The organism is Citrobacter sp. Res13-Sevr-PEB04-36 (assembly GCF_015672735.1).
GTDB lineage: Bacteria > Pseudomonadota > Gammaproteobacteria > Enterobacterales > Enterobacteriaceae > Citrobacter.
In genome coordinates this window covers 22,536-47,763 of record NZ_JADABY010000025.1, presented here as the reverse complement: position 1 = coordinate 47,763, position 25,228 = coordinate 22,536, and the positions used below count along the sequence as shown (strand labels likewise).

Sequence of the window (25,228 nt, the reverse complement as noted above, 5' to 3'; positions counted from 1 at the left end):
AATAGTTGTTATTTTTTTTGCGATTTGCGGCCATAGACCAGCCAGGTCACCAGCACGCAGACAATGTAAAACACTAAAAATATTTTCATTGCGCCGACAGGCGAACCGGTCAGTGCCAGAGATGTACCGAACGCTTTCGGGATAAAGAAACCGCCCACCGCACCGATGGCCGAGATAAAACCGAGGGCTGCTGCTGTGTCAGTTACCGCTTCACGCTGGGCCTGTTCTTCCGTACCACCGTGCAGCTTCACGCGGTAAATCGTGATTTTGCGAAAGATCACCGCAATCATCTGGAAGGTTGAGCCGCTGCCCAGACCGGCGGTCAGGAACAGTCCCATAAACACCAGATAGAAGGCGGTGAAGTTTCCCGAACCAGAACCCGGCAAGGTGAGGAACAGCAGGCCGCTAAACAGCGCCATAAACATAAAGTTGATTAATGTCACCCGCACACCGCCGAACTTGTCGGAGATAACGCCACCCGCCGAGCGCGCCAGAGCACCGATAAACGGCCCAAAGAACGCCAGTTGCAGAATATTCACGTCAGGAAACTGGGTTTTGGCCAGCATGGCAAACCCGGCGGAAAAACCGATAAATGAACCGAAGGTGGCGAGATACAGCAGGCTTAGCAGCCACAGATGAAAACGCTTCAGCACCGGCAGCTGCGAGGCGATAGAGGCTTTGGAACTGGCGATATCGTTCATGCCGATGCCCGCAGCCAGAGTGGAGAGCAGCAGCAACGGTACCCAAATCCAGGCGGCGTTGGTTAGCGACAGTAACGAACCATCGGGTTGTGGCACACCCTGGACACCGAGGAAGGTAAAAATGGGCAGAAAAATCACCAGCGGGGCGATCAATTGCATCACGCTGACGCCCAGATTACCGAGGCCGCCGTTAACGCCGAGCGCGCTGCCTTGCTTTGCTTTTGGGAAGAAGAAACTGATATTGCCCATGCTGGAAGCAAAGTTGGCACCGGCAAAACCACACATCAGCGCAATAATGATAAATACGCCAAACGGAGTAGCCGTATTTTGCACCGCAAATCCGAGCCACAGACAAGGGATAACAAGAATCGCGGTGCTAAAAACCGTCCAACGGCGGCCACCAAATATAGGCACCATAAAGGAGTAGGGGACGCGTAATATTGCACCAGAAAGGGACGGTAATGCGGTTAATAAAAAGAGTTGATCGGTGGTGAAATTAAAACCAATTTTATTTAAGTTTACCGCTACGGCGCTAAATAGCATCCAGACGCAGAAAGCAAGAAGGAGACAACTGACTGATATCCAGAGGTTTCTTCGGGCGATATGCTTACCTTTATTTTCCCAAAAGGCGGCATTTTCTGGTTTCCAGTCGGTTAAAAGATAACGATTATTTTTCTCATTTGAAGGTGACATATTATCCTCACATGCGCACGACGTTCAAGAAATAAACGCATACAGAGCCGTACTGGCCCTGATTAGAAATTATTGAAAAGCGTTAAGAATATTGAATGAAAGGATAGATAAAAAAGCGCAGTAGTGCGGAGTGAGTGGAGAATTAAGCGTTGCTTATGTGTTACTAATTGTAAATATAAAAGATACATTATTAATGTATCAATAACATTAACCAAACAGCTCCAGACGAATCATTCGATCCAGATGCCGCGTAAAGGCCGGATCCGCCATTTCTGACATCCCCAGCGCATACATACCATCGAGGCCACACACCAGTCCGATCAAGCGCCAGGCGACGTCGGCAGCATCCGGCTCGGCCAAAAATTCACCTTCCTTCTGGCCGCGAAGAATGATCGCCGTTGTCTCTTCATGCCACATGCGCATGGTCAGCAAATAGGCGCTTTTGATTTCGGGATCTTTGTCCGCCAGGATCTGCGCTTCACGCCAGAGTTTAATGTACGGCTCAAATCCACCGTCATCACTGCCGAGCATAGCGTGGAGTTGCTCACGGAATGTGGCACCTTCGCTGACCTGTTCCGCATCAAGTAGGGTACGAATCAGACGAACAAACGCCTGAGACTTAAGTTCGCCGGCAGAGGTGAAATGATGATGCAGTTGACCTGTCGCCACTTTCGCCTCGGTGGCAATGCGTCGCACCGTCATGGCGCTAAACCCTTCTTCCAGCGCGACGCGCATTGCCGCCTGCAGGATCACTTCCCGACGTTCATCCCGATTCAAATAACTCATACATCCCCCTCTACCTACGTTGAAGGCAGTCTAACAAAAAGTTGGACATATGTTCAATTTTCCGTAGGATCGTTAAAGCTGGACATGTGTCCAGTTTAAGTTTTGTAGGGAGTTTTATGTTTCGTCAGTGGTTAACGTTAGTGATTATTGTGCTGGTCTACATCCCTGTTGCGATTGATGCAACGGTGCTGCACGTTGCCGCGCCCACGCTGAGTATGACGCTGGGTGCCAGTGGTAACGAGCTGCTGTGGATCATTGATATTTATTCCCTGGTGATGGCAGGGATGGTGCTGCCGATGGGGGCACTGGGCGATCGCATTGGCTTTAAACGCCTGCTGCTGTTGGGTGGCGGCCTGTTTGGTATGGCATCGCTGGCCGCCGCTTTTGCTCATACTGCCGGATGGCTGATCGCCACGCGCGCCGTGCTGGCAATTGGTGCAGCGATGATCGTCCCGGCGACGCTGGCCGGTATTCGTGCGACTTTTGCTGAACAGCGCCACCGTAATATGGCGCTTGGCGTCTGGGCGGCGGTCGGTTCCGGCGGGGCAGCATTTGGTCCGCTGGTTGGCGGTATGCTGCTGGAGCACTTCTATTGGGGATCTGTATTTTTAATCAATGTACCGATTGTGTTAGTGGTGATGGCATTGACCGCGCGTTTTGTTCCGCGCCAGGCCGGTCGTCGCGATCAGTCACTAAATTTCGGCCATGCGATTATGCTGATTGTCGCCATTCTGCTGCTGGTGTATAGCGCGAAAACGGCGCTGAAGGGACACATCGCCACGGGCGTGATTGTGCTGACGCTGTTGGTGGGTGCTTTACTGCTGGGGCAGTTCGTGCGCATCCAGCTTGCCGCATCGCGCCCGATGATTGATATGCGACTGTTTACCCATCGCATTATCTTAAGCGGCGTTGTCATGGCGATGACCGCGATGATAACCCTGGTAGGCTTTGAGCTGTTGATGGCCCAGGAGCTGCAGTTTGTGCACGGATTAACACCGTATCAGGCTGGTCTCTTTATGCTGCCGGTGATGCTGGCCAGTGGATTCAGCGGCCCAATTGCCGGGATGTTGGTGTCGCGTCTGGGATTACGCTGCGTAGCAACGGCGGGCATGGCACTGAGTGCCGTCAGCTTCTACGGGCTGGCGATGACCGATTTTAGCACCCAGCAGATCCAGGCCTGGATATTAATGGCCCTGTTGGGCTTCAGCGCCGCCAGCGCGCTGTTAGCCTCCACGGCGGCCATTATGGCGGCGGCACCCGCAGAAAAAGCGGCCGCCGCCGGGGCCATCGAAACCATGGCCTACGAGCTGGGCGCGGGCCTGGGAATTGCGATTTTTGGATTACTGCTGAGCCGCAGTTTTTCCGCGTCGATTGTGCCGCCAGCAGGACTTAACCCGCAGGAGATTGAGCGTGCCTCATCATCGATGGGGGAAGCCGTGCAACTGGCGCACTCGCTCCCGCAGTCACTCAGCGATGCGCTATTAACAGCAGCCAGAGAAGCCTTTACCTGGTCGCATAGCGTGGCATTGAGCAGCGCGGGCAGCATGCTGATCGTCCTGGCAGTAGGAATGTGGTTCAGTCTGGCAAAAGTGAAACGGCAATAACTAGTGGGCTAAATGGCAGGGGTAATCCATCTCTTCGACTTCTTTTCCACTCAGTCGAGCGTATTGCCCCGTCAGTCTCCAGAACGCAGGCTGTGTTTCGGTGTAGATCTCTGCCGCTAAAATCAGGCGGCGGCGGTCTACTTCGTTAAGTTCCAGTAATGTCCACGGTATAAAGTAGCGTTCGCTGTCGGTCAGCGTAAACCACAGCGGGCATCCGCAACCGGAACAGAAGAAACGCTCTCCGCGCGTTGACGAAGGGAAGTGCGAAGGTTCCGCAGATTCTGGTGACATCAGCGGATGACCGCTGGCTTCCAGATACATGGCGATGCCGCCAGACCACTTCTGGCACAGCGTGCAGTGGCAGGCATAGACATCAAGCATGTCGACGTTAACGGTAAAATGACTTTGTCCGCAAAGACAACGACCTGTGAACGTCTGCACGGCATACTCCTTATGACCGAGTCTACTTCAAGAGAAAAAGCCAGCCCGGAGAGGACTGGCTTTGTATTCCACTTACAACAAAATTAGAACTGGTAGTTCAGGCCAACAGCAACGATGTTGTCGGTGCTTACACCGGCAGCATTGGTGAAGGCATTGTCGTCCAGCAGGTTGATTTTGTAATCAACGAAGGTGGACATGTTTTTGTTGAAGTAGTAGGTCGCACCCAGATCTACGTATTCAACCAGATCCTGGTCGCCATAAGTATTAATGTCTTTACCTTTGGATTTCAGGTAAGCGATGGACGGACGCAGACCGAAGTCGAACTGGTACTGAGCCACTGCTTCAAAGTTCTGTGCTTTCTCAGCGATACCTGCAACTTTTGAACCATAAGTGGTCATGTTGCGGGTTTCGGAGTAGGTGGTTGCCAGGTAGATGTTGTTCGCATCATATTTCAGGCCTGCAGCCCATACTTCTGCGTTTTCACCGTTAGCTTTGTAGATGCTGTTATGGTTGTTCTGCGCGTCAGTACGGTCAGATTTCGCATAGGTAGCACCTACGCCGAAGCCTTCGTACTCATAAGTGGTAGACAGACCAAAACCGTCGCCATTCGCTTCCTGAACGTCGCTACGGTCATTTTTGCCCTGGTACTGAGCAGCAAAGTTCAGACCTTCAACCAGACCGAAGAAGTCAGTGTTACGGTAGGTTGCAACGCCAGTAGTACGGCCAGTCATGAATACGTCAGTCTGGGTCCAGGTGTCGCCACCGAACTCAGGCAGAACGTCGGTCCATGCGCCGATGTCGTAGGCTACGCCGTAGTTACGGCCGTAGTCGAAAGAACCGTATTCAGCGAATTTCAGGCCAGCGAATGCCAGACGGGTTTTGTCGCTGTCTGAACCACCGGTAGATTCGGTACGGTTGCCTTTAAATTCATATTCCCACTGGCCAAAACCTACCAGTTGGTCATTGATCTGAGTTTCGCCTTTAAAGCCCATACGTGCGTAAGTTTTGTCGCCATCGCTGCCGTTGTCGTCAGAGAAGTAATGCTGAGCGTGAACTTTACCGTACAGATCCAGTTTGTTGCCGTCTTTGTTATATACCTCAGCTGCGTTTACCGCACCTGCTGCCAACAGGGAAGTCACTGCCACTGCAACTAATTTAAGTTTCATTCTAAATAATCCTTATAATTTTCTTCTTGGTGTGATTCCTAAACCATTGCTAAACGAAGGGGTTCGTCAATGGCGAACTATTTTTAAATGACCTTGAGGTATGAGTTCAATAATAAGTTTCATAATATTGCAGAATATTTGAAGTTGTGTGATCCAGATCTACATAATACAACTGATTATATTAGTCGTATTATGTTACTTGTCGGAATGGGTATATTTACACAGGGGACTATTGTGGTGACTATGGTTTAATTAGCGTTAGTTACGCTTGTTTAATATATACATTCGGAGGGTTATAGATACCTATGCAATATTTTCAAAGGTTAATTAATTATCATATTTTTAACATTTAATTAAACAAAATAAAACATAAAGCGCAAGTGGAATGAACAATAATTATCCATTAATTTGACTTCAGTGTAGCCGGGTTTTGATTTAATGCTAAACCCGGCGTCTTTTTTCAGGCGCGGCGCGTTGCCAGCCAGCACAGCAAAGAGCCGGCGCAAACCATCAGCGCACCTTGCCAGAACGAAAACGACAGCGGGGCGCTTAACAGCATGGCGGCGAGCGCTGAAGACAGGACCGGGGTGAAATAAGATCCAACGGCCATAACCGTAACATTCCCGTGCAGGATGCCGATATTCCACGCCGCATAGGCAAATCCTAAAGTTAATGCCGCGGTAAACAATTTAATAGTGACCGGTGTGCTGAACACCATTTCAGGTTGCGGCGTGAAAAAATAATAAATCCACAAACTGGTGGCCGTCAGTAAAACGAATACGGTGATACCGTTAAAGCCTTTTGCATATTTGTTAGTCACCGTGCAATAAGTTGCCCAGATAAACGCGCCAAGAAAAGCGAGAAAATAGCTGAGTGGGCTACTGGCAACATTACTGATAATTTCATCTGGATTAAGTCCATTCTCGCCGCCTAGTACCCAACAAACGCCGGTTAATGCGACGATTAATCCGGGGATGATCAGCCAGGTTGTTTTTTGGCCATTAAATAATATCGCAAACAAAATGGTCAGGCTGGGCCAGAGATAATTAACCATGCCGACCTCAATCGCCTGATGGCGGGTGGCGGCATAGCCCAGGGCCAACGCTAAACATATTTCATAGCTGACAAACAGTACGCTACCGGCGATGAGATAGCGTACAGGAAACTGACGGATATTCGGGAAACCAACGGTGAATATCAGCAGCAGGCCGCTTAAAGAAAAGATCATGGCCGCGCCGCCTGCTGGCCCCAGTCCTTCGCTGACGCCACGGATCAGCCCGACCATGGTGCTCCAGAGTAGGATGGCGATAAGCCCAATCAACGTTGCTTTTTGTTTTGTCATTCTGTTTGTCTGTCCATAGTACTGGCAAAAAAATGGAGCGGAAATTTATAGCACCTTTAGGTCGTAACACGCTAACGAATTACCTTTTGTTTAACCCCTTGTAGGTATGCGGGTTAAACAAATTGCACTATTTAGTAGCGGAACCGTTTCGTTATTGATTTGACGCAAAAAATTTATGGGTATAGCTGTTAGTTTCGTCGCGAAGTTGTACACATCATCTTTCAAGCTGCCGCTTTAGTGCAACGAGAAGATGCCAGTGTACGCATCCCTGCAAAAAAGAGGAAAGCAATGGACGTCAGCCGCAGACAATTCTTTAAAATCTGCGCGGGCGGTATGGCGGGAACAACAGTAGCCGCACTGGGTTTTGCACCCAAAATGGCACTGGCTCAGGCGCGAAATTACAAGCTGATTCGCGCGAAAGAGATCCGAAACACCTGCACATACTGTTCCGTAGGTTGCGGGCTATTAATGTATAGCCTGGGTGATGGAGCAAAAAACGCCAAAGAATCGATTTACCATATCGAGGGGGATCCGGATCATCCGGTGAGCCGTGGGGCATTATGTCCGAAAGGCGCAGGTTTGCTGGACTACGTACACAGTGAAAACCGTTTACGTTATCCTGAATATCGCGCTCCGGGTTCCGATAAATGGCAGCGCATTAGCTGGGATGAAGCATTCACCCGCATTGCAAAATTAATGAAAGCCGACCGTGACGCCAACTTCATTGAGAAGAATGAGCAGGGCGTAACAGTAAACCGCTGGCTTTCAACCGGGATGCTGTGCGCATCTGCGGCAAGTAATGAAACCGGCATGCTGACGCAAAAATTTGTGCGCTCACTCGGCATGCTGGCGGTAGATAACCAGGCGCGCGTCTGACACGGACCAACGGTAGCAAGTCTTGCTCCAACATTTGGTCGCGGTGCGATGACCAACCACTGGGTTGATATCAAAAACGCTAACGTCGTGATGGTGATGGGCGGTAACGCCGCTGAAGCACATCCGGTGGGATTCCGCTGGGCGATGGAAGCCAAGAACAACAATGATGCCACGCTGATTGTTGTCGACCCTCGTTTTACACGTACAGCCTCCGTCGCGGATATTTACGCGCCGATTCGTTCCGGTACGGACATTACGTTCCTTTCCGGTGTGCTGCTGTACCTGATTGAAAACAACAAAATTAACGCTGAATACGTTAAGCACTACACCAACGCCAGCCTGCTGGTGCGGGATGATTTTGCTTTCGAAGATGGCCTGTTCAGCGGCTACGACGCAGAAAAACGTCAATACGATAAATCGTCGTGGAACTACCAGTTCGATGAAAACGGCTACGCCAAACGCGATGAAACCCTGTCCCATCCGCGCTGCGTCTGGAACTTGCTGAAACAGCACGTTTCCCGCTATACGCCGGACGTGGTGGAAAACATTTGCGGTACGCCAAAAGCCGACTTCCTGAAAGTATGTGAAGTACTGGCCTCCACCAGCGCAGCCGATCGTACCACCACCTTCCTGTATGCACTGGGCTGGACTCAGCATACCGTGGGCGCACAGAACATCCGTACCATGGCGATGATCCAGTTGCTGCTGGGTAACATGGGGATGGCCGGTGGCGGTGTCAACGCTTTGCGCGGTCACTCCAACATTCAGGGGTTAACCGACTTAGGTCTGCTGTCTACCAGCCTGCCGGGTTATCTGACGCTGCCATCTGAGAAACAGACCGATCTGCAAACGTATCTGACGGCGAATACGCCAAAAGCAACGCTGGCCGATCAGGTGAACTACTGGGGTAACTATCCTAAGTTCTTCGTTAGTCTGATGAAATCTTTCTACGGCGATGCGGCGCAGAAAGACAATGACTGGGGCTTTAACTGGCTGCCGAAGTGGGATCAGTCCTACGACGTCATTAAATACTTCAACATGATGGATAGCGGGAAAGTCACCGGCTACATCTGTCAGGGCTTTAACCCGGTTGCGTCCTTCCCGGACAAAAACAAAGTGGTGCAGTCTCTGAGCAAACTGAAGTATCTGGTGGTTATCGATCCGCTGGTGACAGAAACCTCAACGTTCTGGCAAAACCACGGCGAATCGAACGATGTCGATCCGTCAACTATCCAGACCGAAGTGTTCCGTCTGCCATCAACCTGCTTTGCGGAAGAAGACGGCTCAATTGCCAACTCCGGACGCTGGCTGCAGTGGCACTGGAAAGGTCAGGATGCACCGGGTGAAGCGCGTAATGACGGCGAAATTTTGGCCGGTATTTACCATCGTCTGCGCAATATGTATCGCACCGAAGGTGGTAAAGGTGTCGAGCCAATACTGAAAATGAGCTGGAGCTACAAGCAGCCGGACGAGCCTCACTCAGAGGAAGTGGCGAAAGAGAACAACGGCTATGCGCTGGAAGATCTCTATGATGCCAACGGCGTGCTGATTGCGAAGAAAGGTCAGTTGCTGAACAGCTTTGCGCTGCTGCGTGATGACGGCACCACGGCATCCTCCTGCTGGATTTACACCGGTAGCTGGACCGAACAGGGCAACCAGATGGCTAACCGCGATAACTCTGACCCGTCGGGGCTGGGGAATACGCTGGGTTGGGCATGGGCATGGCCACTGAACCGTCGCGTGCTGTATAACCGCGCTTCGGCGGATCCGCAGGGTAAACCGTGGGATCCGAAGCGGATGCTGATCAAGTGGAATGGGACGAAGTGGACGGGGAACGATATCCCGGACTTCAACAACGCAGCACCAGGCAGCGCGACCAATCCGTTTATCATGCAGCCGGAAGGTCTGGGTCGTCTGTTTGCCATCGATAAGCTGGCGGAAGGACCGTTCCCGGAACACTACGAGCCGATGGAAACGCCGCTGGGCACCAACCCGCTGCACCCGAACGTCATCTCCAACCCGGCAGCGCGTGTGTACGAGGCTGATGCGTTACGTATGGGGAACAAGAAAGACTTCCCATACGTTGGGACGACCTATCGTCTGACCGAACATTTCCACACCTGGACCAAGCACGCGTTGTTGAATGCGATTGCCCAGCCAGAGCAGTTTGTGGAAATCAGCGAAACGCTGGCGGCGGCGAAAGGGATTGCCAACGGCGATCACGTGAAAGTCAGCAGCAAGCGCGGATTCATTCGTGCGGTTGCGGTGGTGACACGTCGTCTGCGCTCGCTGAACGTCAACGGTCAGCAGGTTGAGACGGTGGGGATCCCGATTCACTGGGGCTTTGAAGGAGTCGCGCGTAAAGGCTTTATCGCCAACACCCTGACGCCAAATGTCGGTGATGCAAACTCGCAAACGCCGGAATACAAAGCGTTTTTAGTTAACATCGAGAAGGCGTAAGGGAGGCGATCATATGTCTATGGAAACGCAGGACATCATCAAAAGGTCCGCTACCAACTCCATCACGCCGCCTCCTCAGGCACGTGATTACAAAGCAGAAGTCGCGAAGCTAATCGACGTATCCACCTGTATAGGCTGTAAAGCCTGTCAGGTGGCATGTTCAGAGTGGAACGATATCCGTGATGAAGTCGGCCATTGTGTCGGGGTGTACGACAACCCTGCCGATCTCAGCGCTAAATCCTGGACGGTGATGCGTTTTACCGAAACCGAACAGAATGGCAAGCTGGAATGGCTAATTCGTAAAGACGGCTGTATGCACTGTGAAGATCCTGGCTGCCTGAAGGCGTGCCCGTCTGCCGGGGCAATCATTCAGTACGCCAACGGGATTGTCGATTTCCAGTCAGAGCATTGCATTGGCTGCGGTTACTGTATTGCCGGGTGTCCATTTAATATTCCGCGCCTCAATAAAGAGGATAACCGCGTGTATAAATGTACGCTGTGTGTGGATCGCGTCAGCGTCGGGCAGGAACCTGCCTGCGTGAAAACGTGTCCGACCGGGGCGATACATTTCGGTACCAAGCAAGAGATGCTGGAAATGGCCGAACAGCGCGTTGAAAAACTGAAATCGCGCGGCTACGAACATGCCGGTGTCTACAACCCGCAGGGTGTGGGTGGTACGCACGTTATGTACGTCCTGCATCACGCCAACCAGCCGGAGTTGTACCACGGTTTGCCAAAAGATCCGCAGATAGATACCTCTATCAATCTGTGGAAAGGGGCGCTGAAACCGCTGGCCGCCGCCGGATTTATCGCCACCTTCGCCGGGTTGATTTATCACTACATCGGTATTGGCCCGAACAAGGAAGTGGACGACGACGAGGAGGATCATCATGAGTAAGTCGAAAATGATTGTGCGCACGAAGTTTATCGACCGCGCCTGTCACTGGACGGTGGTGATCTGCTTCTTTCTGGTGTCGCTGTCGGGGATTTCGTTTTTCTTCCCGACGCTGCAATGGCTGACGCAGACCTTCGGTACACCGCAGATGGGCCGCATTTTGCACCCGTTCTTCGGTCTGCTGATTTTCGTCGCGCTGATGTTCATGTTTGTGCGCTTTGTGCACCACAACATCCCGGATAAGAAAGATATTCCGTGGCTGAAAAACATTGTGGAAGTGCTGAAGGGCAATGAACACAAGGTGGCGGACGTCGGTAAGTATAACGCCGGACAAAAAATGATGTTCTGGTCGATCATGAGCATGATTTTTGTGCTGTTGATTACCGGGGTGATTATCTGGCGTCCGTACTTTGCGCAGTTCTTCCCAATGCAGGTTGTACGTTACAGCCTGCTGATCCACGCTGCGGCAGGCATTATTTTGATGCACGCTATCCTCATCCATATGTACATGGCATTTTGGGTGAAAGGATCGATTAAAGGCATGGTCGAAGGGAAGGTTAGCCGCCGCTGGGCGAAAAAGCATCACCCACGCTGGTATCGCGAAGTCGAAAAAGCCGAGGCGAAAAAAGAGAACGAGCAAGGGTTACAATAACCCATTGATGTTCTGCTGATGAAATGGCGCTACCGGTGTAGCGCCATTTTTTTGTCCATTAAGACCTGCCGGATAGCGCAAGCTTATTCAGCCTACAATACCGTTACTGTGCTGCCAGTTTGCGCAGACGTGAGATATCGACGCTTTTTTGCGCTTCTGCCAGACTCCAGGTATTCTGCAGATTCAACCACATTTCGGGGGAACTGCCGATCACCACTGAAAGTTTGATCGCCATTTCCGGGGTTAATGCTGCCTTGCCCGTTAACAGTCGACTCGCAGTTGAGGGGGCAATCTCCATTGCTCTGGCAAATTCGCGCAGACTGACGTTTAACTCATCCAGCGCTTCCTGAATAATATCCCCCGGACGGGGATGATTAGCCATTTTCATCAATGATAGTCCTCGTAATCCAGTATGTATGCATCGCCATTGACGAACTCAAACGTAATACGCCAGTTGCCTGAAACAGAAATCGACCAAACGCCGTCGCGATCGCCCGTTAACGCATGCAGTTTATAACCGGGCATATTGATATCTGTTACATGGCTCGCTGCATCAATAACGGCAAGTCGGTGCCGCAATCGCCGGACATGCTTCGTCGTCACGCCTGATGTTCGCCCATGAAGAAACAAGTCGCGCAATCCTTTGTGTCTGAAGTTCATGATCATCCATACCATCCTTGTTCCCTCAAAAGGAACACTATCATGAATGTTCCGCTGAACGCAACACTCATTACCGAATTTTGTCAGAGTGTGCAGCGAGTACGTTAAAAGGAAAAGCGGGCAGGAGGATAAATGGAAAGCAGCACGCAAGATTCGCCAGACAGCAGCATAATGCCGCCATCCGGCAACCGTTTTACTCCAGTCGTGAATTTAGATCCTCAATCTCCTTACGCCACTGCGCCTGCAGGTGCGGCTTTTGATGTTTGGTTTTGCGCGCCAGGTCATCATTCAGTCGCTGCTCCAGCTCAAGCAGTTTCTCCAGTATTTCGTCGCTATGAGGATGGGGATCAGGAACAACCTCTGCCACCGTTTTGCTCACCGTTAGCTCATCGGCGGTTTCCTGAATGCAGGCGTTAATCGCTTCCAGATCGTGCCATTCACTAAGCTCACCCTCGTCGATAAACCAGAAGCGGTTGCAGCTTTGGCTGATAAGCTGACGGTCATGACTGACCAGCAGCACGCCGCCGCTGAAGTGTTGCAGCGTGTGCGCCAGCGCTTCTTTGCCTTCCATATCCAGATGGTTGGTCGGCTCATCGAGCATCAACAGGCTATAGCGCGCCAGCGTCAGTCCGATAAACAGCAGGCGCGAACGCTCGCCACCGCTTAAGGTGCTGACCCGTTGTGCGTGGCGGATCCACGGGAAACCCGCGCTAATTAGCGCCATTTTGCGCACATCCGGCTGTGGGGCAAACGGTTCGAGAGCCTCAAACAACGAATCATCATCCGCAAGCTGGTTGAGCGACTGGTCGTAATACTCCAGCGTCACCCGCGGGTGCAGCACCAGCGATGTCGAGGTCATTTGCGTCTGATATTGCTGCCAGATAAGCTTTAATAGCGACGATTTTCCACAGCCGTTACGCCCGACAATCGCCACGCGATCGCCGCTTTTGATGCGAATACCGGCAATGGAAAACAGCGTTGCCGCATCTGCTGCCGGAGAGACGGGGAGGTCCGTCATTTCCAGCAGGCGATCGGCACGCAGGGCATCGCCGTGCAATGTTAGTGACCACTGACTTCCGGCGGTGACATCCGTCTGGTCATCCTTCAGGCGCTGCACCTGTTTTTCCATCTGTTTGGCCTTACGGGATAAATCTTCGTTGTCGTAGACCCGTCCCCAGGTGGCCAGACGTTTGGCGCTGGCAGTAACGCGATCAATTTCCTTTTGTTCAGCCTTATGGCGCAGGGCATCGCTGGCATCTCTGTCCACCAACGCCTGACGCGCTGCGCTACAGGGGAGATCGAACGCGTGCAGGGAATGATCTCGGAGGATCCACGTTCCGTGCGTCACTGCATCCAGCAATTGTGGATCGTGAGACACCACCACAAAACTGCCGGACCAGCGCTGCAAAAACTGCTCCAGCCACAGCAATGTGGGTAAATCCAGATGGTTACCCGGTTCATCCAGCAGCAGCAGGTCGGGGTTGCGCATCAGCGCGCGGGCCAGCAGCAGGCGGGTGTGCTGGCCGCCGCTCAGCGTTTGTGCGGTGAGGTGCAAATTCTCCGGCGTAAAGCCCATTTCTGCGAGTAATGACTCAACCCGCCATTGCTGACCCGCGCGTTCATGCTCGGGAAGTTGTGCCAGTACAGCTTCCTGGAGTGTTAGCGGCAGGATTTCATCCGGCAAATGCTGTTCTACGCGTGCGAGGTGACAGTAATGTGCCTGGGCAATGGATCCGCTGGTGGGAGAAATCGTGCCATCCAGCAGTTTTAACAGCGTGCTTTTGCCGCAGCCGTTGTAGCCGATAAGCCCAATGCGGTCGCCTTTTTTCAGGGTAAAAGTGAGATCGTCGAATAGCGTGCCAAATGCCGTATCAACGTGTAAGGATTGTGCGGTTAGTAATGTGCTCATTGTTGCTTACTCAAGAGTTACAGGCGTAAGAACGCCTCGTCAAACATCGCTGACGATAACCCGGTAAGCCCGAGAGAAGGGGGTTTAGAAGTTAGCTTCGCTCAAGCAGAAGTTATCGCAGCACGATACCGATAACGCTTGAGCACTGGCGATCGCCAAAAGCATGTGAAACGATCAAACGTTCACAGTACAGCATAAGTATCCTCCTTTTATTTTTCCCGAATGTTAATCGATGGTGAAAGTGTAATCGCAAGTCGCTGAATTGCGCAAGTGTTGAACACCCGGCGGCAGTTTGCACGCTGAAATTCAAACACAAGGGCAGAGTGGTCTGTTGCAATGATAGGACCCGCGCCTCCTGAAAGTTAATTTTCCTCACATTGAAAGTTTGAGTTAAGGATCACGATAACGCTCAAATTTCTTCAGTATCTTCTAACCATTATTTATTTCATTGAGGAATTAGATGACATGAGAAAAACAATTACATTTACTATGATTGCTCTAGGTTGTCTTTTAGCAAATGCACAAGCAAGTGAAAAACTTTCTGGTAATGAGATACTTGCCGTTCAAAAAGGCGGAGTTCCAGACAAAATATACTCGCAGAATAAACCTCATTTAAAGATAGCGACCTATAACATTGGTAAAAACGAAGCCTCTGCTGATGTTTCGGATTTTACTGCACTTAATTCAGCCATTAAAAAAATTGATGCCGATATTATTGCTGTCCCGGAGGTGGATAATAAGACAAATCGTAGTCAAAAGATTGATCAACTCAAAAGAATCGCGGATGCTAATAAACTGTATTACGCCTTTGGCAAAGCCATTGATTTTGATGGTGGGGAGTACGGCTTAGGACTTCTTTCTAAATATAAAATACTGCATTCACAGGTAGTAAAATTACCGTCAGGTAATGCCGAGCAACGCGTGGTGTTGCTGGCACAGGTTGACGTGCCGGGATTTGATTCAGCACCTATTATTATGGTGACTCATCTCGACTGGCAAAAAGATCCAACCATGCGCACTGAGCAAGCCCGTTATCTGTTAGATCTCAGCATTGGTGACGCAACGTCTGATTTCAAAGACATCGCTTCCTCTATTAAGATCCTCGCGGGCGATTTTAATTCGACCAGCGATGAACAGCCCATTAAAGAAATACGTTATTTTTTCAATGAAGTGGCGAAAGAAAAAACCGATACTCGTAGCTGGCCCGCCGTAAACCCTGCAATTGACATAGACCATATTTTTACATTCAAAGGTCAAAAGTGGAACGTCTCAAAATTAGATGTCCCGCATAATTCACCAGAGTTTACCTGGTCCACGGCAAGTGACCACTTACCGATTATTGCGGAGCTTGAACTTTCAGAGCAATGATCTATACCCTAAATAATTCGAGTTGCTTAAAGGCGGCAAGGGAGTGATTCCCCTGGAGCATAGATAACTATGTGACTGGGGTGAGCGAGCGTAGCCAACACATAATCAACTTGAAGTATGACGGGTATATATAAAACCGTTTTGTTCAGCGACGATTAAAATGACCCGGCGGCAGGGCGCCGCCGGGTAAACCGTCAGATAGAGGTACGACGGTAGTCGCGATATTCTGCTTGCCAGAAATTCTCGTCAATCGCCTGCTGCAGGGCTTCGGCAGACGTTTTCACCGCCATACCTTGCTGCTGGGCCATTTTACCGACGGCAAAGGCAATGGCGCGGGAAACGGTCTGAATATCCTTCAGTTCCGGTAACACCAGCCCTTCACCATTCAGCACCAGCGGTGAATACTGCGCCAGCGTTTCGCTGGCCGACATCAGCATTTCATCGGTGATGCGCTTGGCGCCAGAAGCGATTACGCCAAGGCCGATACCCGGGAAGATATAGGCGTTGTTACACTGGGCAATCGGGTAAATTTTATCTTTCCAGGCGACCGGAGCAAACGGGCTACCGGTGGCCACCAGCGCATTGCCTTCGGTCCAGGCAATAATATCCTGCGGCGTGGCTTCCACGCGCGACGTCGGGTTAGACAGCGGCATGACGATTGGACGCGGACAGTGCTTGTGCATCTCACGAATAATTTCTTCGGTAAACAGACCCGTTTGACCGGAGACACCGATCAGAATGTCCGGCTTCACGTTGCGAACCACGTCGAGCAGAGACAGCACATCTTCTTTCGTATCCCAGTGCTGCAGGTTTTCGCGTTTTTGCACCAGTTTGGTCTGGAACGAGAGCAGGTTAGGCATTTTGTCGGTTAACAGGCCAAAGCGGTCAACCATAAACACACGCTGACGGGCGGCTTCTTCACTTAATCCTTCACGCTGGATCTGTGCGATGATCTGCTCGGCAATCCCGCAACCGGCGGAGCCTGCGCCAAGGAAGACAATATTTTGTTCGCTCAACTGGCTGCCCGCCGCGCGGCTGGCTGCAATCAGCGTCCCGACGGTAACCGCCGCCGTGCCCTGAATGTCGTCATTAAACGAGCAAATTTCATCACGATAGCGGGTTAGCAACGGCATGGCGTTTTTCTGCGCAAAGTCTTCAAACTGCAGCAGAACTTCTGGCCAGCGATGTTTCACCGCCTGGATGAACTCATCAACAAATTCGTAGTACTCATCGTCGGTGATGCGCGGATTACGCCAGCCCATATACAGAGGATCGTTCAGCAACTGCTGGTTGTTGGTACCAACATCCAGCACCACCGGCAGGGTGTAGGCCGGGCTGATGCCACCACAGGCGGTGTACAGCGACAGTTTGCCGATAGGAATACCCATCCCGCCGATCCCCTGGTCGCCAAGACCCAGAATACGTTCACCGTCGGTCACGACGATAACTTTGATATTGTGATTCGGGACGTTTTGCAGGATATCGTCCATGTTATGGCGGTTCTGATAGGAGATGAACACGCCGCGCGCGCGACGATAAATCTCAGAGAAACGCTCACAGGCGGCACCCACCGTCGGGGTATAGATAACCGGCATCATCTCATCAAGATGATTTTGCACCAGTCGGTAAAACAGGGTTTCGTTGGTATCCTGAATGTTGCGCAGGTAGATATGTTTGTCGATTTCCGTTTTGAATCCCTGATATTGGATCCAGGCGCGTTCGGCCTGCTCTTCAATCGTCTCGACCACTTCCGGCAGTAACCCCAGCAGGTTGAAGTTACGGCGTTCTTCCACACTGAAAGCACTCCCTTTGTTCAATAAGGGAAATTCCAGCAGTACCGGGCCAGCGTAAGGGATGTAAAGGGAACGCAGTGTTTTAGTTTCGTTTTCCATGTCACTCACTCTTTTTTGAATAACCCTCCCTGGCACTGTTTATGATCGTAGGTTGCCTTCCGCCAGGGAAACGGCCGAAGTATAAAGCATTGTGAATGGGTTAAGGGGTTTTATAAGCAAAAACACCACTGCGGTTGCAATGGTGTTTATCATCATTATTCGGTATGACGTGCGGAGAACTACTTAGCGTCAGCGCGACGTTTTCTTCCGGTAGGATTGTTGACCACGCTGGTTTTGTCGCCTTCGGTCACGGCTTTACGTTGATTGGAGATTTTGTGGTCCAGTCCAAGAATATGACGGGCCTGACGGTTCGATTTCATTCTAACTCCTTAATCCTGTTACTGGTTTCAAGGGCGAGCCCGCGTAAGTGCGGACGAAATACAACCTGATTAACAGCCGATGTCTTAAATAACGGCTTTCTGGATGGTCGGTCATTTCATCTGAAAGGTCAATGCTTAAGCATTTAATACAGAACTATCCAATATGTGTCATACGTTTCCCTCAGCGTCCTATACTTGTTACTCCAACGACAACACAGGAGAGCGGTAATGACTATCCATAAGAAAGGTCAGGCACACTGGGAAGGCGACATTAAACGCGGTAAAGGGACCGTGTCGACCGAAAGTGGCGTGCTGAACCAGCAACCGTATGGGTTTAATACGCGATTTGAAGGGGCGAAAGGCACCAATCCTGAAGAGTTGATTGGCGCGGCTCATGCGGCCTGTTTCTCGATGGCGCTTTCGTTAATGCTGGGTGAGGCGGGCTTCACGCCTGACGCCATTGATACCATTGCCGATGTTTCTCTGGATAAGGTAGATGCAGGTTTTGCTATTACCAAAGTGGCGCTGCACAGTGAAGTTTCTGTACCCGGCATTGATGCCGCAACCTTCGACGGAATTATCCAGAAAGCGAAAGCCGGATGTCCGGTATCACAGGTTCTGAACGCGGAAATTACGCTGGATTACCAGCTGAAGTCTTAACGATGGTGTGCCGGATGCGAGAGCGCATCCGGCTGATATCATTTACTGCGCCACCCAACCGCCGTCCATATTCCACGCCACTCCGCGCACCTGCGCCGCACCGTCTGAACATAAAAATAGCGCCAGCTCTCCCAGTTGCTCCGGGGTAACAAACTCGCGTGACGGTTGCTTCTCCGCGAGCAGAGCTTCGCGCGCGACATCCGGCGCCGTGCCCTCGGCAATGCGCTTGTCGATCTGCTGTTGTACCAGCGGCGTCAGTACCCAACCGGGACACAGCGCATTACAGGTTATGCCGGTCTGCGCTGTTTCCAGTGCCGTGGTCTTGGTTAACCCTACCACGCCGTGTTTGGCCGCGACATAGGCCGATTTTTCTTTTGACGCCACCAGCCCATGCACGGAGGCAATATTAATGATCCGCCCCCAGTTGCGTTGACGCATACCGGGCAGCGCCAGACGGGTGGTGTGAAAAACGGAGGACAGGTTAATCGCGATGATCGCATTCCATTTATCGACCGGGAACGTCTCCAGCGGTGAAACATGCTGGATCCCGGCGTTGTTGACCAGAATATCCACACCGCCGAACTCGCTGTCGGCGTAGCGCATCATCTCGGTAATTTGCGCTGCATCGCTGAGATCCGCCCCGTGATACCCCGGTGTTTTGCCATACTTCGCCACGGCATCTTTTGCCGCCTCAGCATCACCAAAGCCGTTGAGAATAAGGGTGGCGCCGGCTTTCGCCAGCACCTGCGCAATACCTAATCCAATACCGCTGGTAGAGCCGGTAACCAGGGCCACTTTTCCCGTTAAGTTCATGATGATTCTCCTTAAACAATTCCAGTGGTGTAGAAGACGCCGATCACAAACAGAACGGCCAGACTTTTGATCACGGTGATGGCGAAGATCCCGCCATATGCCTGACGGTGGCTGAGACCGGTGATGGCCAGCAACGTGATAACCGCCCCGTTATGCGGCAGAGTATCCATGCCACCACTGGCCATAGAGGCCACGCGGTGAAAGACTTCCAACGGGATGTTAGCGGCATGGGCGGCGGCGATAAAGGTGTCGGACATTGCCGCGAGCGCAATACTCATCCCGCCGGATGCTGAACCGGTGATCCCGGCCAAAGTGGTGATGCTGATGGCTTCATTGAGCAGCGGGTCCGGAATAGCCGCCAGCGCTTTTGACAGTACCAGAAAGCCCGGCAACGCGGCGATCACGGCGCCAAAACCGTATTCTGAGGCGGTATTCATTGCCGCGAGGATCGCACCTCCCACCGCCGTTCGGCTGCCTTCCGCCAGGCGACCTTTGATATTACGAAAACCAAAAATCACGACCAGCAGGATCCCGGCAATCAGCGCGGCTTCCACCGCCCAGATAGCGGTAATTTTGCCGACTTCAGTGGTAATCGGTTTGGCAAGACCCGGCAGTTCAAGTTGATGCGTCGAACCATAAAATACCGGGATCCAGCGGGTGAACAACAGGTTAAACACACCGACCAGAATCAGCGGCGAGATCGCAATAATCGGGTTTGGCAGGTTAATGTTATCCGGCGTTTCCGGTTCATTAAGCAGTTCAGTGCCATAGCCTTCGTTCTTTGCCTGCGCTTTGCGGCGCTGACGCTCAAGGTAAATCAGGCCGACAAAGATAATAAACAGCGAGCCTATCAACCCCAGCCAGGGCGCGGCCCAGGCGTTGGTGCCAAAGAAGCTGGTCGGGATAATGTTCTGGATCTGCGGTGTACCGGGCAGCGCATCCATGGTGAAAGAGAAGGCGCCCAGCGCCACAGTTGCCGGGATCAGTCGCTTAGGAATGTTGCTTTGACGAAACAGCTCAGCGGCAAACGGATACACCGCAAACGCCACCACGAACAACGAAACACCGCCGTAAGTCAGCAGCGCACACACCAGTACGATGACAGGAATGGCGTGTCGCCGACCGAGAATATTGATGGCGGCGGCGACGATTGAACGGGAAAAACCGGATAATTCGATTAACTTGCCAAACACCGCGCCCAGTAAGAACACCGGGAAGTACAGCTTCACAAAACCGACCATTTTTTCCATAAACAAGCCGGTAAAGGCAGGGCCGACGGCGCTGGGTTCAGTCAGCAAAACAGCACCTAATGCCGCGATGGGGGCAAACAGGATGACGCTGTATCCGCGATAGGCTGCCAGCATCAGCAGGCCCAGCGCGGCCAGGGCGATTAATACACTCATCTTGACTCCTTATTATTATAGTTGGGTGCAGAAAGTGACATTATGGTTTCAGGGCAAAGCGCAGCTGATGTTCCCGGCGTTGCTGGATGTATTCCTTGCGCGAATCATCCCAGTGATAGAACCCCTGACCGCTGCGTAAACCGGTTTCACCGCGAGCAACCTTGTCAGCGACCAGCGACATCATGTCGCTGCCGGTGGCAAGTGTTGGAAGCAGATGTCGACAAATATCCTGCACGGTTGCAAGTCCGGTCATGTCCGCCGCTTCCAGCGGGCCAACCATCGCGTAGCGGCGACCCAGCGAAGCACGCATCACCTGGTCCACCACCTCGGCGCTGGCAATACCGCTTTTGACGATATGCAGCGCTTCACGCAGCAGGGCAAACTGCAGGCGGTTGCCGACAAAGCCCGGCGCGGCGCGATCGAGCACCACCGCCTCAAGCTGCATCGCGACCAGCAATTGCTGCAAATCACTGAGATATTCAGGCCTGGTCGCCGTGCCCGGCACGATTTCGACCAGTGGAATAAAATGCGGTGGGTTCCAGAAATGTGCGATCAGCAACCGCTCCGGGTGCGCGAGCTTTTCCGCCAGCGCATCTGGCGGCAGGCCGCTGGTGTTGCTGGCGATAATCGCTTCCGGTGAGATAACGGCTTCCAGCTGTGCGTACAGCGCGTGCTTCAGCTCTAGCCGTTCCGGGATCGCTTCAATCAATAATCCTGACGCGGCGATATCCGCCAGAGAGGTTGTGCTGTGCAGTCGCGCGAGAACGGGGGCTTTTTCTGCGGCGGCAAACTGGTCGGTGGCGATCAGCTCGTCCAGAATGCTACTGGCAACAGCCGTTATCTCGGCAATGCGGTTGCTGTCGGTATCAAACAGCCAGATAGGATGACCAAAACGGGCAAAGTGGGTGGCGATACCAACGCCCATTAGCCCGGCCCCCAGGACGCTAATGTGATTAGTCTGCATAGTGTGCTCCTGTTGGACGTTCCACCGTCAGCGCCACGCCATGGCCACCACCGACGCACAGCGTCGCCAGACCTTTGGCGACGTTGCGCCGCGCCATTTCATGTAGCAGGGTGACCAGAATGCGGCAGCCTGAGGTTCCGATAGGGTGACCGAGCGCAATTGCCCCACCGTTTACGTTAACCTTGCTGCTGTCCCAGTTCAGCGATTCGCCGACCGCCAGCGCCTGGGCGGCAAAAGCTTCGTTGGCTTCAATCAAATCAATCTCATCCAGCGTCCAGCCCGCACGCTTCAGGCACTTCAGCGAGGCGTCTACCGGGCCGATCCCCATAATGGCCGGATCGACGCCCGAGACAGCGTAGCCGGTGATTTTTGCCAGTACCGGAAGGTTTAATTCAGCGGCTTTAGCGGCACTCATTACCATTACCGCCGCCGCGCCGTCGTTTAGGGAAGACGCATTGCCCGCCGTCACCGTGCCGTTGCCAGGACGAAATGCCGGTTTCAACTGCGCCAGTTTTTCTGCCTGAGTCTCCGGGCGAGGTTGCTCATCACGCTCCACCACGCGCGGTGCTTTTTTCCCTTGCGGGACGCTAACCGGGGTGATTTCTGCGTTAAACCGACCGGCTTCGAGGGCGGCGGCCGCTTTTTGCTGGGAGTGCAGGGCGAAGGCATCCTGTTGCTCGCGGCTGATGGCAAATTTATCCGCCAGATTCTCGGCGGTAATGCCCATATGGTAGTCGTTGAACGCATCCCACAGCCCGTCATGTACCACGCTGTCCTTCAGGCTGGTATGCCCCAGACGTAATCCTGCGCGCGCGCCGTCGAGAAAATAGGGCGCATTGCTCATGCTTTCCTGGCCGCCGGCAATCACGATGTCCGCATCACCGCAGCGAATGGCCTGTACCGCATGATGGACCGCTTTTAGCCCCGAGCCGCACAGTAAATTGAGGGTTATCGCCGGGGTAGTTACCGGCAAACCGGCACGAATTGCGGTCTGTCTGGCCGGATTCTGACCACAGCCGGTCGTCAGGACCTGGCCCAGGATCACTTCGTCTATTTGTTCTGGCACAACGCCGGTCTTTTCCAGCAGGGCACGGATAACCGTTGTCCCTAACTCAACGGCAGAGAGCGGGGCAAGGGCACCATGAAAACTGCCAATTGGCGTGCGCGTTGCCGCAACAATAACAACATCCATCATGGTCAGATCCTCAGTTGAAGTGCATTTCGGGGACATGATCGGGAACGATCAGCTTGCCGGCGGTTCTGGCAACAATGTCGTCCACGCTGACGCCCGGTGCCCGTTCGCGCAGAATGAACGCGCCGTCGGCAATTTCCAGCAGCGCCAGGTCGGTCAGCACGCGCTTGATACAGGCCACGCCGGTCAAGGGCAGAGTGCAGGCGGGAAGCAGCTTGGATTCGCCGCTTTTCGAGGCGTGCGTCATCACCACGATGATGTTTTCAGCGCCAGCGACCAGATCCATCGCGCCGCCCATGCCTTTCACCATTTTTCCGGGGATCATCCACGAAGCGATATTGCCATTGGTATCCACTTCAAATGCGCCAAGCACCGTCAGGTCGACGTGGCCGCCGCGGATCATGGCGAAGGATTGTGCGGAGTCGAAAATTGCCGCGCCTTTACGCGCCGTCACGGTTTGCTTACCGGCGTTGATCATGTCGGCATCAATGTCGTCCTCGGTAGGGAACGGCCCCATACCAAGCAAGCCGTTCTCTGATTGCAGCATCACGTCCATGCCGTCGGGGATATAATTGGCCACCAGGGTCGGGATACCGATACCGAGGTTGACGTAATAACCGTCGCGCAGTTCGCGAGCGACACGCATCGCCATTTGTTCACGCGTTAACATGGTCAGGCTCCTTGATGGCGTAGGGTGCGTTGTTCAATACGTTTTTCGAACTGACCCTGAATAATGCGATTGACGAAAATTCCGGGGGTGTGAATAGCGGCGGGATCCAGCTCGCCGGGAGGGACAATTTCTTCCACTTCGACTACCGTGATGCGTCCGGCTGCTGCCATCAGCGGGTTAAAGTTTTGTGCGGTATGGCGATAGATGACGTTGCCGTACCAGTCGGCTTTCCAGCCTTTGACCAGCGCGAAATCACCGGTAATCGCCTGCTCCATGATGTAAGGCCGGCCGGCAAACTCACGCACCTCTTTGCCTTCGGCGACGGGGGTACCGTACCCGGTAGCGGTGAAGAAGGCGGGAATGCCCGCACCACCGGCTCGTAGCTGCTCCGCCAGCGTGCCCTGTGGTGTCAGAATGGCTTCCAGCTCTCCGCTCAGCACCTGCTTTTCGAACAGGGCATTTTCACCCACATAGGACGCCACTACTTTGCGTACCTGGCGTGCTTCCAGCAGCACGCCGAGGCCAAAGCCGTCCACGCCGCAGTTGTTCGACACCACGGTCAGTCCCTGAACATCCCGACGGCGCACTTCTGCAATCAGATTCTCAGGAATACCGCATAAGCCAAAACCGCCTGCCAGCAGCGTCATGTTGTCGGTCAGTCCTTCCAGCGCCTGTTGATACGTGGCGACCCGTTTATCCAGTCCAGCCATACACTTGCCCCTCCAGTTGTTCCTGGCGACATCATTGGGGGTGAAAAATGATTTGTTAATTTTAAATTTGTGACTCACTCATTGGGTTTTTTTATCAATTTAATGTTAATTAAAGGTATTCAACAAGTTAAAGGAATGAGTAATGAGAATGAGCATCAAACAGTTACGCGCGTTTTTAGCGGTAGCTCACACTCTGAATTTTGCTCATGCCAGTGAACGGCTGAATATGTCGCAGCCTGCGTTAAGCCTGGCGATCAAAGGACTAGAAGAGTCGTTAGGCGGCGCTTTACTGTTGAGAACCACCCGCAAGGTGACCCTGACGCAGGAGGGCGAAACGCTGCTGACCATGGGGCGACAGCTGCTTGCCGACTGGGAAAATACCGAAGAAGCCATGCGCCAGCGCTTTACACTGCAACGTGGCAAAATTTCGATTGCTGCGATGCCGTCATTCGCCGCGAACGTGCTGCCGCCGGTGCTCAAGACCTTTCGCGACAGCTATGCCGGTGTCAATGTCACGGTGCACGACGTAATTAACGAGCAGGTGATTGAAATGGTAAGCGAAGGGCGGGTCGAGATGGGGATTGCCTTTGAACCGGACTACTCCGGACACCTGCATTTTACCCCGCTCGGAATGGATCGTTTTATCGCCATCGTCCCTCCGACCAGTCGTCTGGCTGGCCGGGAACGCATCGCATGGAAGGACTTGCTGACGCTGGATTTTATTACCTTGCAACGTCCCTCTGCTGTACGTCTGATGCTGGAAGAGCAACTGGTACAAAGCGGCCATGCGCTGGAAGTGGCGCTGGAGAGTCACCAGTTGGTGACCATTGGACGCCTGGTGGCGAATGGTTTAGGCGGCAGTGCCGTGCCTGCATTGTGCCGCACACAGATGACCGAACTTGGCGCAACCTGTATCGAGCTGGACGGCCCGGTTATCCAGCGTCGTATTGGGATCCTGCGTTCTGCGCATCATAAGTTGTCGACCGCATCCGAAATGCTGGTGGATGCGCTGAAAAAGGCATATTGCGCCTGATACACCAGGTACACTATG

The 25,228-nt window shown here is 52.8% G+C and carries 23 protein-coding genes; 7 read left to right on the top strand and 16 right to left on the bottom strand.

The window, feature by feature from the left end; translation table 11 throughout:
- Positions 1-8: 8 nt before the first annotated feature.
- Both IMQ48_RS07285 and IMQ48_RS07280 read right to left on the bottom strand, forming a co-directional pair.
- On the bottom strand, positions 9-1,394 hold the full coding sequence (locus IMQ48_RS07285) for a NarK family nitrate/nitrite MFS transporter (protein ID WP_196208488.1): 1,386 nt from the start codon (positions 1,392-1,394) through the stop codon (positions 9-11).
- Between the two features lie 207 nt (positions 1,395-1,601).
- Positions 1,602-2,180 carry a TetR family transcriptional regulator gene (locus IMQ48_RS07280; protein WP_196208487.1) on the bottom strand — a complete coding sequence of 193 codons (579 nt, stop codon included), beginning with the start codon at positions 2,178-2,180 and terminating at the stop codon, positions 1,602-1,604.
- Positions 2,181-2,296: 116 nt separating this feature from the next.
- On the opposite strand from IMQ48_RS07280, the gene IMQ48_RS07275 reads away from it, so the two are divergent.
- Complete coding sequence (locus IMQ48_RS07275; RefSeq protein WP_196208486.1) at positions 2,297-3,784, top strand: MFS transporter; 1,488 nt, start codon at positions 2,297-2,299, stop codon at positions 3,782-3,784.
- Here the strand turns inward: IMQ48_RS07275 and IMQ48_RS07270 are convergent, their stop codons facing one another.
- The 3 genes from IMQ48_RS07270 to yddG form a co-directional block, all read right to left on the bottom strand.
- Complete coding sequence (locus IMQ48_RS07270) at positions 3,785-4,165, bottom strand: GFA family protein (protein ID WP_196208570.1); 381 nt, start codon at positions 4,163-4,165, stop codon at positions 3,785-3,787.
- A gap of 143 nt (positions 4,166-4,308) precedes the next feature.
- A complete protein-coding gene (gene ompD / locus IMQ48_RS07265; RefSeq protein WP_196208485.1) occupies positions 4,309-5,391 on the bottom strand; it encodes a porin OmpD in 1,083 nt (360 codons plus the stop codon).
- A gap of 460 nt (positions 5,392-5,851) precedes the next feature.
- A complete protein-coding gene (gene yddG, locus IMQ48_RS07260; RefSeq protein ID WP_196208484.1) occupies positions 5,852-6,733 on the bottom strand; it encodes an aromatic amino acid efflux DMT transporter YddG in 882 nt (293 codons plus the stop codon).
- A 288-nt stretch (positions 6,734-7,021) separates the two neighbouring features.
- On the opposite strand from yddG, the gene fdnG reads away from it, so the two are divergent.
- The 3 genes from fdnG to fdnI are packed head-to-tail and all read left to right on the top strand — an operon-like array spanning position 7,022 to position 11,616.
- Positions 7,022-10,069 carry a formate dehydrogenase-N subunit alpha gene (gene fdnG / locus IMQ48_RS07255; RefSeq protein ID WP_196208483.1) on the top strand — a complete coding sequence of 1,016 codons (3,048 nt, stop codon included), beginning with the start codon at positions 7,022-7,024 and terminating at the stop codon, positions 10,067-10,069.
- Positions 10,070-10,082: 13 nt separating this feature from the next.
- Complete coding sequence (fdnH, locus tag IMQ48_RS07250) at positions 10,083-10,967, top strand: formate dehydrogenase N subunit beta (protein ID WP_115258486.1); 885 nt, start codon at positions 10,083-10,085, stop codon at positions 10,965-10,967.
- Positions 10,960-11,616, top strand: a complete 657-nt coding sequence (gene fdnI / locus IMQ48_RS07245; RefSeq protein ID WP_096757031.1) for a formate dehydrogenase-N subunit gamma — start codon at positions 10,960-10,962, stop codon at positions 11,614-11,616. Before fdnH ends, fdnI begins: the two co-directional genes overlap by 8 nt.
- A 103-nt stretch (positions 11,617-11,719) precedes the next feature.
- Here the strand turns inward: fdnI and IMQ48_RS07240 are convergent, their stop codons facing one another.
- The 3 genes from IMQ48_RS07240 to IMQ48_RS07230 all read right to left on the bottom strand — a co-directional run bounded on the left by IMQ48_RS07240 (position 11,720) and on the right by IMQ48_RS07230 (position 14,185).
- Positions 11,720-12,004: a HigA family addiction module antitoxin gene (locus tag IMQ48_RS07240; protein ID WP_196208482.1), complete on the bottom strand. Its 285-nt coding sequence runs from the start codon at positions 12,002-12,004 to the stop codon at positions 11,720-11,722.
- Entirely contained in the window at positions 12,004-12,282 is a 279-nt protein-coding gene (locus IMQ48_RS07235) for a type II toxin-antitoxin system RelE/ParE family toxin (RefSeq protein ID WP_196208569.1), read from the bottom strand. Before IMQ48_RS07235 ends, IMQ48_RS07240 begins: the two co-directional genes overlap by 1 nt.
- A gap of 187 nt (positions 12,283-12,469) precedes the next feature.
- Positions 12,470-14,185: an ABC-F family ATP-binding cassette domain-containing protein gene (locus tag IMQ48_RS07230; RefSeq protein WP_196208481.1), complete on the bottom strand. Its 1,716-nt coding sequence runs from the start codon at positions 14,183-14,185 to the stop codon at positions 12,470-12,472.
- Positions 14,186-14,650: 465 nt separating this feature from the next.
- Between IMQ48_RS07230 and IMQ48_RS07225 the strand changes: the two genes are divergently transcribed.
- Positions 14,651-15,553, top strand: coding sequence for an endonuclease/exonuclease/phosphatase family protein (locus IMQ48_RS07225; protein ID WP_196208480.1), 903 nt, complete (start codon positions 14,651-14,653; stop codon positions 15,551-15,553).
- A 194-nt stretch (positions 15,554-15,747) separates the two neighbouring features.
- On the opposite strand, the gene maeA is transcribed toward IMQ48_RS07225, so the two are convergent.
- Positions 15,748-17,445 (bottom strand): malate dehydrogenase, encoded by a 1,698-nt coding sequence (gene maeA, locus IMQ48_RS07220; protein WP_196208479.1) that lies wholly within the window; start codon positions 17,443-17,445, stop codon positions 15,748-15,750.
- 179 nt (positions 17,446-17,624) lie between these two features.
- Positions 17,625-17,765, bottom strand: coding sequence for a stationary-phase-induced ribosome-associated protein (sra, locus tag IMQ48_RS07215; protein ID WP_181619429.1), 141 nt, complete (start codon positions 17,763-17,765; stop codon positions 17,625-17,627).
- Positions 17,766-17,993: 228 nt separating this feature from the next.
- On the opposite strand from sra, the gene IMQ48_RS07210 reads away from it, so the two are divergent.
- The gene (locus IMQ48_RS07210) at positions 17,994-18,425 is read left to right on the top strand and encodes an OsmC family protein (RefSeq protein ID WP_196208478.1); all 432 of its coding nucleotides are present in this window, start codon (positions 17,994-17,996) and stop codon (positions 18,423-18,425) included.
- Positions 18,426-18,467: 42 nt separating this feature from the next.
- On the opposite strand, the gene IMQ48_RS07205 is transcribed toward IMQ48_RS07210, so the two are convergent.
- The 6 genes from IMQ48_RS07205 to IMQ48_RS07180 are packed head-to-tail and all read right to left on the bottom strand — an operon-like array spanning position 18,468 to position 24,177.
- Positions 18,468-19,238, bottom strand: a complete 771-nt coding sequence (locus IMQ48_RS07205) for a 3-hydroxybutyrate dehydrogenase (RefSeq protein ID WP_196208477.1) — start codon at positions 19,236-19,238, stop codon at positions 18,468-18,470.
- Between the two features lie 11 nt (positions 19,239-19,249).
- Positions 19,250-20,641: a GntP family permease gene (locus IMQ48_RS07200; protein WP_196208476.1), complete on the bottom strand. Its 1,392-nt coding sequence runs from the start codon at positions 20,639-20,641 to the stop codon at positions 19,250-19,252.
- Between the two features lie 40 nt (positions 20,642-20,681).
- Positions 20,682-21,605 carry a 3-hydroxyacyl-CoA dehydrogenase family protein gene (locus IMQ48_RS07195; RefSeq protein WP_196208475.1) on the bottom strand — a complete coding sequence of 308 codons (924 nt, stop codon included), beginning with the start codon at positions 21,603-21,605 and terminating at the stop codon, positions 20,682-20,684.
- Complete coding sequence (locus tag IMQ48_RS07190) at positions 21,595-22,800, bottom strand: acetyl-CoA C-acetyltransferase (RefSeq protein WP_196208474.1); 1,206 nt, start codon at positions 22,798-22,800, stop codon at positions 21,595-21,597. Before IMQ48_RS07190 ends, IMQ48_RS07195 begins: the two co-directional genes overlap by 11 nt.
- A gap of 10 nt (positions 22,801-22,810) precedes the next feature.
- Entirely contained in the window at positions 22,811-23,467 is a 657-nt protein-coding gene (locus IMQ48_RS07185) for a CoA transferase subunit B (protein ID WP_196208473.1), read from the bottom strand.
- A 2-nt stretch (positions 23,468-23,469) separates the two neighbouring features.
- A complete protein-coding gene (locus IMQ48_RS07180) occupies positions 23,470-24,177 on the bottom strand; it encodes a CoA transferase subunit A (RefSeq protein WP_196208472.1) in 708 nt (235 codons plus the stop codon).
- A 142-nt stretch (positions 24,178-24,319) separates the two neighbouring features.
- Between IMQ48_RS07180 and IMQ48_RS07175 the strand changes: the two genes are divergently transcribed.
- Positions 24,320-25,210 carry a LysR family transcriptional regulator gene (locus IMQ48_RS07175; RefSeq protein ID WP_181619426.1) on the top strand — a complete coding sequence of 297 codons (891 nt, stop codon included), beginning with the start codon at positions 24,320-24,322 and terminating at the stop codon, positions 25,208-25,210.
- The last annotated feature ends 18 nt before the right edge of the window (positions 25,211-25,228 follow it).